The organism is Streptomyces subrutilus (assembly GCF_008704535.1).
In the GTDB taxonomy this organism is placed as follows: Bacteria; Actinomycetota; Actinomycetes; order Streptomycetales; family Streptomycetaceae; genus Streptomyces; species Streptomyces subrutilus.
On record NZ_CP023701.1, the window covers coordinates 1,345,836 to 1,360,085 of the forward strand.

The 14,250-nt window shown below is 73.9% G+C and carries 13 protein-coding genes; all 13 read left to right on the top strand.

Annotation, left to right across the window (positions count from 1 at the left end; genetic code table 11):
* Nucleotides 1-84: 84 nt before the first annotated feature.
* Nucleotides 85-1,008: an aminoglycoside phosphotransferase family protein gene (locus tag CP968_RS05770; RefSeq protein WP_150516961.1), complete on the top strand. Its 924-nt coding sequence runs from the start codon at nt 85-87 to the stop codon at nt 1,006-1,008.
* 78 nt (nt 1,009-1,086) lie between these two features.
* Complete coding sequence (locus CP968_RS05775; RefSeq protein ID WP_150516962.1) at nt 1,087-2,133, top strand: inosamine-phosphate amidinotransferase 1; 1,047 nt, start codon at nt 1,087-1,089, stop codon at nt 2,131-2,133.
* 87 nt (nt 2,134-2,220) lie between these two features.
* Nucleotides 2,221-3,066 carry a glycosyltransferase gene (locus CP968_RS05780; RefSeq protein ID WP_150516963.1) on the top strand — a complete coding sequence of 282 codons (846 nt, stop codon included), beginning with the start codon at nt 2,221-2,223 and terminating at the stop codon, nt 3,064-3,066.
* 9 nt (nt 3,067-3,075) lie between these two features.
* On the top strand, nt 3,076-3,675 hold the full coding sequence (locus CP968_RS05785) for a streptomycin biosynthesis protein StrG (protein WP_150516964.1): 600 nt from the start codon (nt 3,076-3,078) through the stop codon (nt 3,673-3,675).
* 12 nt (nt 3,676-3,687) lie between these two features.
* Nucleotides 3,688-4,845 carry a dTDP-dihydrostreptose--streptidine-6-phosphate dihydrostreptosyltransferase gene (locus CP968_RS05790; protein ID WP_150516965.1) on the top strand — a complete coding sequence of 386 codons (1,158 nt, stop codon included), beginning with the start codon at nt 3,688-3,690 and terminating at the stop codon, nt 4,843-4,845.
* A gap of 14 nt (nt 4,846-4,859) precedes the next feature.
* Entirely contained in the window at nt 4,860-5,888 is a 1,029-nt protein-coding gene (locus tag CP968_RS05795) for an NAD-dependent epimerase/dehydratase family protein (RefSeq protein WP_150516966.1), read from the top strand.
* Nucleotides 5,889-5,918: 30 nt separating this feature from the next.
* Nucleotides 5,919-6,731 carry a glucose-1-phosphate cytidylyltransferase gene (locus tag CP968_RS05800; protein WP_150516967.1) on the top strand — a complete coding sequence of 271 codons (813 nt, stop codon included), beginning with the start codon at nt 5,919-5,921 and terminating at the stop codon, nt 6,729-6,731.
* A 14-nt stretch (nt 6,732-6,745) separates the two neighbouring features.
* A complete protein-coding gene (locus tag CP968_RS05805) occupies nt 6,746-7,849 on the top strand; it encodes a Gfo/Idh/MocA family protein (protein ID WP_150516968.1) in 1,104 nt (367 codons plus the stop codon).
* Entirely contained in the window at nt 7,846-9,228 is a 1,383-nt protein-coding gene (locus CP968_RS05810) for an alkaline phosphatase (protein WP_150516969.1), read from the top strand. Before CP968_RS05805 ends, CP968_RS05810 begins: the two co-directional genes overlap by 4 nt.
* A gap of 108 nt (nt 9,229-9,336) precedes the next feature.
* Nucleotides 9,337-10,473 (top strand): DegT/DnrJ/EryC1/StrS family aminotransferase, encoded by a 1,137-nt coding sequence (locus CP968_RS05815; RefSeq protein ID WP_150516970.1) that lies wholly within the window; start codon nt 9,337-9,339, stop codon nt 10,471-10,473.
* Between the two features lie 26 nt (nt 10,474-10,499).
* A complete protein-coding gene (locus tag CP968_RS05820; protein WP_150516971.1) occupies nt 10,500-11,444 on the top strand; it encodes an aldo/keto reductase in 945 nt (314 codons plus the stop codon).
* A 260-nt stretch (nt 11,445-11,704) separates the two neighbouring features.
* Nucleotides 11,705-13,294, top strand: coding sequence for an alpha/beta hydrolase (locus CP968_RS05825; RefSeq protein WP_229886230.1), 1,590 nt, complete (start codon nt 11,705-11,707; stop codon nt 13,292-13,294).
* A 125-nt stretch (nt 13,295-13,419) separates the two neighbouring features.
* Nucleotides 13,420-14,217 (top strand): helix-turn-helix domain-containing protein, encoded by a 798-nt coding sequence (locus CP968_RS05830; protein ID WP_150516973.1) that lies wholly within the window; start codon nt 13,420-13,422, stop codon nt 14,215-14,217.
* Nucleotides 14,218-14,250: the final 33 nt, after the last annotated feature.

Below are 14,250 nucleotides of genomic sequence, written 5' to 3' on the forward strand. Positions count from 1 at the left end.
CCGACTTCGGCTCCGGCCCCGGGCGTCGGCCCACGAGCGCACATCCGCGCTGCACCATCGATCCCCCTGAAGGACATTCTTCCTATGAGCACGTCGGAAACCGTCGACGTCCCGGACGCGCTGGTCGCGTCGTACACCAAGAACGGTGACGAGGCCGAGTCGGCCTGGATCGCCGCGCTGCCGAAACTGGCCGCCGAATTCCTCGACCGCTGGGAGCTGAAACGGGACGGCGCGGCCGGCTGCGGCGAGGCCTCGCTGGTGCTGCCGGTGGCACGGCGGGACGGCACGCGCGCCGCGCTGCGGTTCCAGATGCCCCGGGAGGAGACCGCGGCCGCGCTGATCGGGCTGCGGACCTGGAACGGTGACGGCGCGGTGCGCCTGCTCGACCACGATCCGGTGACGGCCACCATGCTGTTGGAGCGGCTGGACGGCTCGCGCACCCTGGAGTCCGTCGAGGACGACGACACCGCGATGGGCGTCCTCGCCGGGCTGCTGGCCAGGCTCGTCGCGGTGCCCGCCCCGCAGGGCCTGCGCGGGCTCGGCGACATCGCCGCGCAGATGCTGGAGGAGGCGCCGCGCGCGGTGGCCGCCCTGGTGGACCCGGCCGACCAGCGGCGCCTGCACACCTGGGCCTCGGCGGTGGAGGAGCTGGTGGGCGAACCGGGGGACCGGATGCTGCACTGGGACCTGCACTACGGCAACGTGCTCGCCGCCGAGCGCGAGCCCTGGCTCGCCATCGACCCGGAGCCGCTGGCCGGGGACCCGGGCTTCGACCTGTGGCCGGCGCTGGACAGCGGCTGGGAGGAGCTCGCCGCGGCGGGCGACGACCTGCGGGTGGTGCGGCGGCGGTTCGACCTGCTGACCGAGGCGCTGGGCCTGGACCGCGCGCGGGCGGCCGGCTGGACGATGGGCCGGCTGCTGCAGAACTCCCTGTGGGACATCGAGGACGGCAGCGCCGTCCTGGCCCCGTCCCAGATCGCCGTCGCGGAGGCGTTGCCGATCCGCTGAACGCGGCGCCGGGCGGTGCCCGTCCCCCGGCGGCCGGACCGATACCCGAACGCACACCGATACCCAATGAGGAGTGGCATGAGTCTCGTCAGCGTGCACAACGAATGGGATCCGCTGGAGGAGATAATCGTCGGTACGGCCGTCGGGGCGCGCGTTCCCCGGCCCGATCGCAGTGTGTTCACGGTCGAGTACGCCGACCAGTACGACGACCAGGAGCAGGTCCCCTCCGGCCCCTATCCGGACCGGGTGCTGAAGGAGACCGAGGAGGAGCTCCAGATCCTGGCCGAGGAGCTGGGCCGGCTGGGGGTCACGGTCCGGCGTCCCGGCGAGCGGGACCAGTCCGCGACCCTCGCCACCCCCGACTGGCAGACCGACGGCTTCCACGACTACTGCCCGCGCGACGGCCTCCTCTCGGTCGGGCAGACGGTCATCGAGACCCCGATGGCCCTGCGCGCCCGGTTCCTGGAGTCGCTGGCGTACAAGGACATCCTGCTGGAGTACTTCGCCTCCGGCACCCGCTGGATCTCCGCGCCCAAGCCGCGGCTCACCGACGGCATGTACGATCCGTCGGCGCCCGCGGGAGAGCGGCTCCTGGAGCAGGAGCCGGTCTTCGACGCGGCGAACGTGCTCCGCTTCGGCACCGACCTGCTGTACCTGGTCTCCGACAGCGGCAACGAACTCGGCGCCAAGTGGCTCCAGTCGGCGGTCGGCGACGCCTACACCGTGCACCCGTGCCGCAAGCTGTACGCCTCCACCCACGTCGACTCCACCATCGTGCCGCTGCGGCCCGGCCTGGTGCTCGTCAACCCGTCGCGGGTCAACGACGGCAACATGCCGGAGTTCCTGCGGTCCTGGCAGACCATCACCTGCCCGGACCTGGTGGACATCGGCTTCACCGGCGACCGCCCGCACTGCTCGGTGTGGATCGGGATGAACCTGCTGGTCGTACGGCCCGACCTCGCGGTGGTGGACCGCCGCCAGACCGGGCTGATCAAGCTGCTGGAGAAGCACGGCATGGACGTGCTGCCGCTGCAGCTCACCCATTCCCGGACCCTCGGGGGCGGTTTCCACTGCGCCACCCTCGACGTCCGGCGCACCGGGTCGCTGGAGACCTACCGGTTCTGAGCGCCCCGTCGGCCCCGCGGCGGCCTTCCCCTTGCCGCCGCGGGGCGCCGCACCCCTTCATCCCGACCGCGACAGGAGGCTGTCCACGTGATTGGCTACGGGGTCTGCGTTGGCCCGACCGATCTGTTCGACCGTATCTGCCGTCCGGGCATCGAGCGCGTCCGCACCCCGGGCAGCCCGTTGTTCACCATGCGCCACCAGCGCTCCATGTTCGAGGCGTACAACGCGATCTTCGACCAGGCGGCCGCCAACTCCGACGTCACGGGGCTGGTGATGCTCCACGACGACGTCGAACTGCGGAAGAATCCGGTCGATGTCGCGGGCCCGGTCTTCGAGGACGAGTCGGTGGGCATGCTCGGCTCGCTCGGCGGCTCGGACACGGTCTCGCTGGCCTGGTGGAACGAGAAGTCCACCCGGCGCGGCCGGGTGGCCGACTACGACAAGGTGCACGACCACGGCGCGGGCCGGTTCGAGGTGCACGCCGTCGACGACGTCATCCTGTGCGTCAACCGCTGGGTGATCGAGAACGTCCGCTTCCCGCAGGGCCACTACCGCGGCTTCGAGGGGCTCGGCGTCATCCTCGCCACGCTGGTGCGCGCCGCCGGCAAGCGGGTGATGGTCGAGGACCTCCAGGACGTGATGCACCACAACGCCGGCCGCGGTTTCAACGGCCTGAAGGACTGGCGCCACAACGAGCTGCGCTGGCAACGGGAGTTCTTCGACCTCGGCCCGCTGGAGCGGGTGGGCAACCACCTGGAGGACCTGGCCGTTCCGGCGATCCCCGCCCGGATAGCGGCCCGGCGGCTGGCCCTGCGCGCCGCGGGCCGCGGGCACGAGGTGAGCGACGGGGAGTCGGGCGATCCGGCGATCGACGCCCTGGTGGACGGCTGGTACCGGCGGTGCAGGCGGCTGCGCGGCCGGATGACGGTGTGAGGAGAGGACATGGCGAACTACACGCGGCTGCGCTACGACGTCACGAAGATCCCCGTCGCCGAACTGGTCCGCGAGGTCATGGCGGTGGACGACCTGGAGGGCCTGGCGGCGAGCGACGCGCCGGCCACGCGGGAGACCGACCAGAGCACGCCCTACCACCGGCGCTTCTACGACAGCTTCGACGTCGTGGCTCCGGTCTACCGCAAGCTCGCGCAGGAGCTGCTGGGTCAGGAGACCGAGAGGCTCTACCTCCAGCGGGTGCCGACCTTCCGGGTGCACCTGCGCAACTCCCTCGCCGTCGGCGACTGGCACCGTGACCGGGACTTCGGCCACGACCCCTCCGAGGTCAACTACTGGGTGCCGCTGACGAGGGCGTACGGCAACAACACGGTGTGGATCGAGAACGAGCCGGTGCACGCCGAGTACGGCGAGGTCATCGTCTTCGACGGCGCCAACTCCTGGCACGGCAACGTCGTCAACGACACCGGCATCAGCCGGGTCAGCATGGATTTCCGCACTCTTCCCCGCGACCGGTACCGCCCCAACGCGAAGAAATCGGTGTCCTTCGGAATGCCGTTCCTGCTCGGGGAGTACTGGGACATCATCTGAAAGGCGGTCGCCATGGGCATACCCCCGCACGCACCCCAGGACGGTCCCGGGGACGAGCGCGCCGACGAGGCCCTCGTCCATCTGGACGACCGGTTCCAGCAGTTCCTGGCCGGCCTGCCGGCCGACCGCCCGGTGTGGTTCTGCTTCTTCTCCTCCGGGCTCCTGCACGTCATCCAGCACTTCCTGCGGTTCGTCCCGCCGGACCTGAACTGCGCCTTCGTCTGTACGGGGCTGACCCCGGCCGAGGCCGAGGTCCGCGACACCATGAGCCGCGGCCTGCCCGCCTTCGACATGGACGAGCCGGTCGGCAGCCACGAGATCTTCGAGTTCCTGCTCCGCAACCTCGACCGGCCCTTCGGCATCGTCGACAGCGACTGCTTCGTCATGGACTCCACCTGGTTCGCCCGGTGCACGGACGGCCTGGAGCCGGACGTGGCCGTCAGCGGGCCGCTCAGCTACGGTCCGATCCCGCTGGCCGCTCCCCCGTTCCTGGCGGTCAATCCGGCGGCCCGCCCCGCGATCGAGCGGGCCATCGGCGGGCCGGTCTCCCCCGCCGCCTACGCCTACGCCCCGCCCGGGCCGGAGAAGGAGATCGACGGCGCCATGGTGCGGCTGATCCGGCCCCACCACGAGGCGGCGCTGGCCCGGGTGCTGGCGCTGGAGGAGCACCGGCTGCCGTTCCCGCAGGGCGGACTGCTGGACGTCTTGGACGACGGGCGCGAGGTCCGCAGCCACGAGCGCCACCACCACCTCCAGGACGGCCACAGCGTGATCCGCGTCGTCTTCGACGGGCTGATGTTCTACCAGCTGATGGCCCTGGCGGCGGGCTGGCGCATCGCGCACTTCCGCAGCTTCCCCGGCACCAAGGTCTTCGCGCCGGAACTGGTCCACGCGGGCGGCATCTCCTACTGGCACCGGCTGCGGCCCAGCGAGATCGCCGCCGGCATCCACGAACTGCCCTGGTCGGCGCATATCGACGCGCTGCTGCTGGAGGACTTCAACGCCCGCCCGGACGCCCCCGAGGCCTACCTGGCCCGCGGCACCCGGCTCGCCGCGAGCCTGCGGCGTTCCGAGGTGGACCTGGCGACCCTGCGCAAACAGCTGCGCGAGCGGCTCGCCGCGGCCGGGGTCGACGTCACCGATCCGCGCTGGCACCCCGTGGTCGGCTGAGGCGGGGGCGGGCGATGCGCGTACTGCTGACCGGCCACCAGGGCTACCTGGGGACCGTCATGGCCCCGGTCCTGGCCGCCGCGGGACACGAGGTGACGGGCCTGGACAGCGGCCTGTTCGCGTCCTGCGTACTGGGATCGCTGGACACCCCGGACGTGCCGGGGCGGGCCCTGGACCTGCGCGAGGTCACCGTGGAGGCGCTGCGCGGCCTCGACGCCGTGGTGCACCTCGCGGCGCTGTCCAACGATCCCCTGGGGTCGCTGGATCCGGAGGTCACCTTCGCCGTCAACCACCGGGCCTCGACCCGGCTGGCCCGGCTGGCCAAGGAGGCCGGGGTGCGCAGGTTCGCCTACGCCTCCACCTGCTCGGTGTACGGGGCCCAGTCCGGCGGCGAGCTGGTCGACGAGGACGCGCCGCTGAAGCCGGTGACCCCGTACGCGGTGTCGAAGGTGCGGGTGGAGGACGACCTCGCGGAGCTGGCGGACGGGCACTTCACGCCGTTCTTCCTGCGCAACGCGACCGCCTTCGGTTTCTCGCCGCGGCTGCGCACGGACATCGTGCTGAACAACCTGGTCGCCTCGGCGGTGCTGACCGGCACGGTGACCGTGCTGTCGGACGGCACGCCCTGGCGCCCGCTGGTGCACGCCGAGGACATCGCGGGCGCGGTGGTCGCCGGGCTGGCCGCACCGGCGGACGTGGTCCGGGCCCGGGCGTACAACGTGGGCACGGAGGAGAACAACCGCACGGTCGCCGAGATCGCCCGGGCCGCGGCGGACGCGGTGCCCGGCTCGGTGGTGGAGATCACCGGGGCGAACGGCAGCGATCCGCGCTCCTACCGGGTCGACTTCGGCCGGGCCCGCGAGGAGCTGGGGTTCCGGGCCCGGTGGAGCATCCCGGACGGCGCGGCGCAGCTGCGGCGGGAGTACCTGGCGCGCGGGCTGACCCCGAGGTCGTTCCGGGAGGAGTTCACCCGGCTCGCGGTGCTGGAACGGCTGCGCGGCCAGGGCAGGTTGGACGCGTCCATGCGGATCTCGACGCCTTGATCGGACCGGTCGAGGAGGGAGGAGGGCAACATGAACAGGCAGACGGGTAACGCGGACATCCCGGTCGTGCTCCTGTGCGGGGGCTACGGCACCCGCATCCGGGAGGCCAGCGACCGGCTGCCGAAGGCCATGGTCGAGATCGGCGGCCGGCCCATCCTGTGGCACATCATGAAGATCTACGGCCACTACGGCTTCCGCAGGTTCGTCCTGTGCCTGGGCTACAAGGGCTGGGAGATCAAGAGGTTCTTCCTCAACTACCGGGCGCAGATGTCCGACTTCACGATCTCGCTCACCGACGAGCACCGGCTGCACTTCCACGACGACCGGGCCGACGAGAACTGGGAGATCACCTTCGCCGAGACCGGTCTGGACACGGCGACCGGCGCGCGCCTGCGGCGGGTGCGGCACTACGTGGACACCGACGACTTCATGATGGGCTACGGCGACGGGGTCGGGAACATCGACCTGGCCGCCCTGGAGAAGGAGCACCGGGCCGCCGGCCGGATCGGGACGGTCACCGGCATCCATCCCACGTCGAAGTTCGGCGAGATGGACGTGGCGGGCGGCGAGGTCGTCGAGTTCAACGAGAAGCCCACGCAGGTGACGGGCTTCGTGTCGGGCGGGTTCTTCATGTTCCGCCGGGAGTTCCTGGACGACTACCTGGACGACGACCCGATGCTGTGGCTGGAGAGCGAGCCGCTGCAGCGGCTGGCCCGCGACCAGCAGTTGACGCTCCACCCGCACCACGACTTCTGGTGCGCCATGGACACCTACAAGGACCACCAGCACCTGAACGCCCTGTGGTCGGCGGGCAACGCCCCCTGGAAGGTGTGGGACCAATGACGGGGAGTGCGCGCATGAAGGTGGGGATCGTCGGCGCCGGCCGGATGGGCCGGCTGCACGCGAGCACGCTGGCCGCGCTGGACGAGCCGCCCGCGCTGCTCTTCCACGACGTCGACCGCGGCGCGGCCGAGCGGCTGGCCGGCTCGCCGGGGACGGGGCCGGGCGGGGCCGGGCGGGCCCGGCACACCCTGGACGAGGTGCTGGCCGGAGCGGACGCCGTCGTGGTAGCGACCCCGGCCGCGGGGCGCCGGGAGGTGCTGTCGGCGGTCTGCGGGGCGGGGCTCCCGGTGTTCTGCGAGAAGCCGCTGGCCGCCGGGGTGCAGGAGGCGCGGGAGCTGGCCGCGGACCTCGCGGGGGCCCGGCTGCACGTGGGCTTCCAGCGGCGCTGCGACCCGGAGTACCGGCGGCTGCGCGAGGAGATCGCCTCGGGACGGCTGGGGCGGATCCTGCTGGTCCGGTGCACGGCCTTCGACCGGGAGCCGCCGGCGGGCGCGTACGAGCTGACCTCGGGGGACATCTTCGCGGACTGCCTGGTGCACGACATGGACGCGGTGCACTGGCTGACCGGGCAGCCCACGGTCGCGGTGCAGGCCGACGGGGCCACGCTGCTGGGCGGCGGTGGCGGGTACGACGTCGCCACGGCCGTGCTGACCCTGGCGGACGGCGCCCGCGCGGTGCTCTCGGCGTCCCGGCTCGACCCCGAGGGCTACGACCACCGGGTCGAGGTGCTCGGTACGCGGGGCTCGCTGGCGGTGGGGCTCGGCGAACGGACACCGCTGCGGCGGGTGGGGCCGGCCGGTGGCGCGGCCGCGGTCGGGCCCGGGCCGCAGGCCCCGTACCAGGACTTCACGGACCGCTTCGCGGAGGCGTACCGGCAGGAGATGCGGGCGTTCCTGAGGATGGTGACGCACGGCGAACCGAGCCCGTGCACCGTGCAGGACGCCCTGCTGGCCCAGGAGGTGGCCGCGGCGGCGGGCCGCTCGGCCCGGACCGGGACCCGTACCGCACCGGGCGACGGGCTCCTCCCGGCGGCGGCCGTGTCCGCTTCGGGGGCGTCCGCGGCAGGGGCGTCCGCGTCCGAGGGGTCCGCGGCGCGCGTGTCGGGCCGGTCGCGGTGAGGCCCGGGCGCGGGGCCGCCGCGCGGGGCGGCGGGTGGCGGCGGGGGCCGGTCGCGGGGGCGGCGGTGCTGGCGCTGCTGACGGTGTCGGCGGCCTCGCCCGCCGTGGGCCGGGCCGCGGCCGGGCCGGACGGCGGTGCGGGGGCTCCGGTGCGCGACGTGATCCTGCTGGTCGGGGACGGGATGGGCGAATCGGAGATCACCGCGGCCCGCAACCACGGTCCCGGGGCCGGCGGCCGGCTGGCCATGGACACCCTGGCGGTGAACGGATCCTCGCTCACCTACGCGGTGGACGAGCGGGGCCGGCCGGTCTACGTCACCGACTCGGCCGCCGGGGCCACCGCCTGGGCGACCGGGCACAAGACGGTCAACGGACGGGTCTCGAAGTCCCCGGACACCGACCGGCCGCTGCCGACCCTGCTGGAGCTGGCCCGCGACCACGGGTACGCGACGGGCAGCGTGACCACGGCCTCGGTGGCCGATGCCACGCCGGCCGCCCTCACGGCGCACGTGACGGATCGTTCCTGCAAGGGTCCGGCCGACATGGCGGCGTGCCCGTCCGACACCCGCGCCGCGGGCGGGGCCGGCTCGATCGCCGAGCAGACGGTGGCCGCGCGCCCGGACGTCCTGCTCGGGGGCGGGGCCGAGGTCTTCGCGCAGACCGTGACCGACGGCCCGTACCGGGGCCGGTCCGTGCTGGAGCAGGCCCGGGCGAGCGGCTACCGGGTGGTGCGCGACCGGGCGGAGCTGCGGTCGGCCCGGCCGGGCGAGCCGGTCCTCGGCCTGTTCGCGCAGGACTACCTTCCGGTGGAGCGGGTCGGCCCGCGCGCGGTCGTCGGCGGCACGGCGCCCGCGCGCTGTGCCGGCAATCCGGACCGCCCGCCGGGCACGCCCACCCTGGAGGAGTCGACCCGGGCCGCGCTGGAGCTGCTCGGCGCGGGCCGCGGGCGCGACGGGAAGGGCGGCGGCAAGGGCTTCCTGCTCCAGGTCGAGGGGGCCTCGATCGACGACCGGGCCCACGACGCCGACCCGTGCGGCCAGATCGGCGAGACCCTCGCCTTCGACCGGGCCGTGCGGGCCGCGCTCGACCACGCCGCCCGCAACCCGCGGACGCTGGTGGTCGTCACGGCCGACCACGGCCACGCCGGCCAGGTCCTCCCGGCGGACGCGCGGCCTCCGGGCCTCTCGGCGACGCTCGTCACCGACGAGGGCGGACTCATGCGGCTCGGCTACGCCAGCGGGCCGGTAGACGACTACCAGGAGCACACGGGCATCCCCGTCCGGGTCGCCGCCCAGGGCCCGCTGGCCGACCGGGTGCGCGGCCTGAACGAGAACACCGCCCTGTTCGACACGGTGCGCACCGCGCTGCGCCTGCGCTGACCCCTCTCCGGCCGGACCCCTCCGGCCCTCCCCTCTGTCCATCCACCGTTCCGTTCCTCAGCACGCCCTGCGCGACATCGGAAACACGCATCAGAAAGGTGTGAAGTCTTGAGCAACTTCCGGGAACTACCGAGGTGGCCCCAGCTCTCCGACGACGACGTCGAGGCGGCGGTCGCGGCCCTGCGCTCCAACCGGCTGGTCGGCCTGGGCAATCCCGTGGTCGACGAGTTCGAGGCGGCCCTCGCCGCCGGGCAGGGCGTCGGGCACGCGGTCGTGGTCTCCACGGGGACGGCCGCGGTCCACCTCGCCCTGCACGCCCTGGACGTCGGACCGGGCGACGAGGTGATCGTGCCCACCCACACGTTCATCGGTTCGGCGAGCCCCGTCACCTATCTCGGGGCGCGCCCGGTGTTCGCCGACGTCACCCCCGACACGCACTGCCTGGACCCCGACTCGGTCAAATCGCTGATCACCGAGCGCACCAAGGCGATCGTCGTCGTGCACATCAACGGCTGCGCCGCCGACATGAAGGCGCTGTCCGCGGTGGGCGCCGAGGCCGGTGTCCCGGTCGTCGAGGACATGGCCCAGGCCCTGGGAACCAGCATCGGCGGGCGGCCCGTGGGCGGCTTCGGCGACCTGGCCTGCGTCAGCCTCTTCGAGCAGAAGGTGATCACCTCGGGCGGCGAGGGCGGCGCCGTGCTGACGGACAACCCGGTCTACGCGGACCGCATCCGGCGGCTGCGCAGCCACGGCGAGGGGCAGATCGAGGGCCGGCCCGGCCTGATCTGGGCCCACGAGGTCGGCTACAACTACCGGCTGACCTCGGTGCAGGCCGCGGTGGGCCTCGCCCAGCACGCCCGGCTCGGCTCGATGGTCGCGGCGCGCCGGCACAACGCCGCGTACCTCTCGGAGCGCCTCGCGGGGATCGAGGGGCTCGAACTGCCCGTGGAGCCGGAGGGCACGGTCCACGCGTTCTGGAAGTACGTGGTGCGCGCGGTGCCGGGCGGGGGCCGGCCGCCGGCCGCCGAGATCGCGGCGACCCTGCGCTCCCGCGGGGTGCCGGTGCTGCTGCGTTATCCGTTCCCGCTGCACAGGCAGCCCGCCTTCGCCGACCACGCCGAGGTGTCCCTGCCCGTCGCGGAGCGGCTGTCGCAGGAGCTGCTGGCGCTGCCCTCGCACCCGGGGCTGGCCGAGGGCCACCTCGACCACATCGCCGACGAGGTCCGCAAGGCCTTCGCGCCGTGACCGGGCCCCGAGCCGAAGGAGAGCCGATGTCCGGTTCCGCGTTCCCCGCCTCCCCGCTCGCCGAGGGGCCGCCGGTGCTGCTGGGCACCTCGGCCTTCGGCCAGGACGAGCGGTCCTTCCCCGTCTACGACGCCTACTGGGAGGGCGGCGGCCGGGCCTTCGACACGGCCTGGCTGTACGGCCACGCCTACGGTCCCGGCTGCTGCGAGCGGTCCTTCGGCGCGTGGACCCGCTCCCGCGGGCTGGAGAAGGAGGTGTGGGTCCTGGCCAAGGGGGCCCACACGCCGGAGTGCCTGCCGGACCGGGTGGAGGTGCAGCTGACCGAGAGCCTGGAGCGGATGGAGCGCGACGGCGCGGCGCTGTACATGCTGCACCGCGACAATCCGGAGGTTCCGGTCGGCGAGTTCGTGACGGTCCTGGCCGACCTCGTCGGGCGCGGGGTGATCGGCGGGTACGGGCTGTCGAACTGGCCGCTGGAGCGGGTGCGCGAAGCGGTCGCGTACGCGCGGGCGCACGGCCTGGTCACCCCGTCCGGGGTGAGCAACCAGTTCAGTCTCATCGACATGGTGCACCCCATCTATCCGGGCACGGAGACCTCCAACGACCCGGCGTGGCGGGCCTGGCTGGCGGACGGCGCCGTGCCGCTGTACCCGTGGGCGAGCCAGGGGCGCGGCGCGCACGCCCTGGCGGACCCGGCCGAGCTGCGCACCGGGCCGCTCGCGGAGAGCTGGTACAGCGAGGCCAACGAGCAACGGTTGCGTCGGGCGCGGGAGTTCGCGGAGGACCGGGGCATCTCCTCGACCGGCGTGGCCCTCGCGTGGACCCTGTCCCAGCCGTTCCCGGTCGTGGCCCTGATCGGCCCGCGGCAGCCTGAGGAGGTCCGCGACTCGCTGGCGGCGGCGTCGTACCGCCTGACGGCGGCGGAGCGCGACTGGCTGGAGACCGGCACGGGCGCGCTCCCGACGCGCTGACGGACCGGGAGCACGGAGCGGCGGCCCGGCCGGGGCAGGCAGCACCCCCGGCCGGGTCGCTTCCGTGTCCGCTTCCGGGCCGGACGGCCGGCGGGCAGTCGGATTCCGCCTGCCCACCGGTGACGGCGCGTCGGCCACGGTCCGGTTCTCCCCTCATTCCTGAGATGCACGCGGATCGGCCCTCCAGGGGGATTCGCCCCGGAAGGGAGTGCAACAGGCTGGTGGGGTCCACGACTTCACCGACCGCAAGGAAGCGTCTCGTGCGCCTGAAACGCCTCGTACCCCTGCTCGCCACCACCGGTCTCCTCGCCACCGCCCTGCCCCTGCTCGCCGCGACCCAGGCCTCCGCGGCCCCCGAGCCGGCGTACCTCAAGCAGAAGCCGGCCTGGCAGCGCTGCGCGGGCGAGGGCCCGGCCGCGTACGAGTGCGCCACGCTCAAGGTCCCGCTCGACTACCGGCGGCCCGGAGGACGCACGATCGACCTCGCGATATCCCGCATCAGGACCGCGCATCCGGCCCAGCGGCACGGGGTCATGCTGTTCAACCCCGGCGGCCCGGGCGGCAGCGGCCTTCAGGACCCGCTGCTGATGGAGGAGTTGATGCCGAAGGACGTGCGGGACCGGTACGACCTCATCGGCTTCGACCCGCGCGGCGTCGGCGCCAGCACCCCGCTCACCTGCGGGTTGACCGAGGACGAGCAGAACATCAACCGGCCGTTCCGCCCCGAGACCTACCGGGCCGACCTGGCCTGGGCGCGGACCGTCGCCGACAAGTGCCGCGAGAAGTCCGGCGACCTGATCCCGCACATCACGACCCGCAACACGGCCCGCGACATGGACACGATCCGCGCGGTGCTGGGCGAGCGGAAGCTGTCGTACGTGGGCTACTCCTACGGGACCTACCTCGGCGCGGTGTACGCGCAGATGTTCCCGCAGCGCACCGACCGGTTCGTGCTGGACAGCGGCGTGGACCCGCAGCGGATCTGGCGGGGCATGATCCAGGTGTGGGCCACCGAGGCCGAACCGGCCTTCGCCCGGTGGACGCGGTACGCGGCGGAGCGCTCGGCCGAGTTCGGGCTCGGTGCCACGCCCGAGGCCGTGTCCACGACGCTGTGGGACCTGGTGGCGCGCGCGGACCGCGAGCCCATCGACTACTACGGCACGAAGTTCACCGGCACCGACATCCGCGCCTCCCGCGCCGTCTTCTTCTACCCGGCGCAGGCCTCCGAGTTCGTCCGGCAGCTCAAGGCCGCGGCCGAGGGCACACCCCTGCCGGAGGGCGCGAAGGCACCCGACCTGCGCCGGCTGGTCGGCGGCGCACGCTCCGGGGACCCGCAGCCGGCGGCCGACAACGGCACCGCGGTCCTGTGGTCGGTGCTCTGCGGGGACACCGGAGCCTGGCCGCGCCAACCGGAGCGGTACGCGCGCGACGCCGCGAAGGACGGGGCGGCGTACCCGCTGTACGGGGACATGGCCTCCAACGTCAAACCGTGCGCCTTCTGGGACCGGCCGGTCGAGCCGGCGACGGCGATGACCGGGCGGGCCGACGTGCTGACGGTGCAGAACGAATGGGACTCGCAGACCCCGCTCGCCAGCGGCCTGGGCCTGCACCGTGCGCTGAAGGGCTCGCGGATGGCGCTGGCGGCCGGGGGCGAGGGCCACGGCGTGTACCTCATCGACGCCACGTCCTGCGTGAACCCGGTGGTCAACGGCTACCTGACCACCGGCCGGCTGCCCGCATCGGACGTGACCTGCCAGAACCCGCCGGCCGACCGTCAGCGCAGGCTGTCGCGGAACCCGGTGGAGCCGCTGCCGTTCCCGTCCGTTCCGGGTCCCTTCCTGGCCTCCTGAGCCGCGGCGGTCCCGCGACGCACGGCGAAAGGCTTCGCACCGGGCGCCGTCCGCGCCATCATGGGCGGTGCCCGGGTCGTGCCATCGGGGGACCACGGCCGGGCGGGAGAAGTCCGGGGGGACTCGTGTCCGCGTCCGCGCGTTCGCACGCACCACATCCGTCAGCCGCTTCCGCCACCGGCGCCGCGCCCGGCCCCGGTCCCGGCGCCGACTCCGCTTCCGCCGCCGGGCCGCCCGGCGGCGCGGGCCGGGGACGGGGCGTCCTGGAGGGCGCCTTCGCCCTGTTGGAGGCCCTGCGCCGGGAGGGCGCCGAGGCGGGGGTCACCGAGCTCGCCCTCGCCTGCGGGGTGCCGAAGGCCACCGTGCACCGGCTGCTGGACCAGCTGTCGGCCCTCGGTGCGGTCGAACGCCGCGGTGCCCGCTACCGGTTGGGCGCCGAGCTGTACCGGATCGGGCAGGCCTGGCAGCCCCATCCCGGCCTGCGGGCGGCGGCCCGGCTGCCCCTGCACCGGTTGCGGGCGGCGACCGGGGCGAGCGTGGTGCTGACGGTGTTGCACGAGGACCTCGCGCTGACGGTGAGTTCGGTGCCGGGCGCGGTGGAGCCGGTGCTGCCGGTCCGCAACGGGAGCGGGTTCCGCCTGGACACGGCGGCCGGCCGCGCCCTGCGCGGACCGGCCCGGCCGGGGCCGGTGCTGGACCGGGAGGACCTCCTGCCGGGAGTGTGCTGCGCGGCGCTGCCGGTACGGGCGCCGGACGGCGCGGTGGTGGCCGCGCTGGCCGCGCTGGTGCCGACCGGGCAGGCCCTGGAGCACCTCGCCCAGGGCGTGGCGCAAGCGGGCGCGGCCATCACCCGGGGCCTCGCACGCGGCCCGCGCCGCCCCGCGGCGCTCCCGCCGGCCCTGCCCCCGGGGCTGCTGCGCTGACCCGCGCGCGGCCGTACGGGAGCGCCGCCGGAC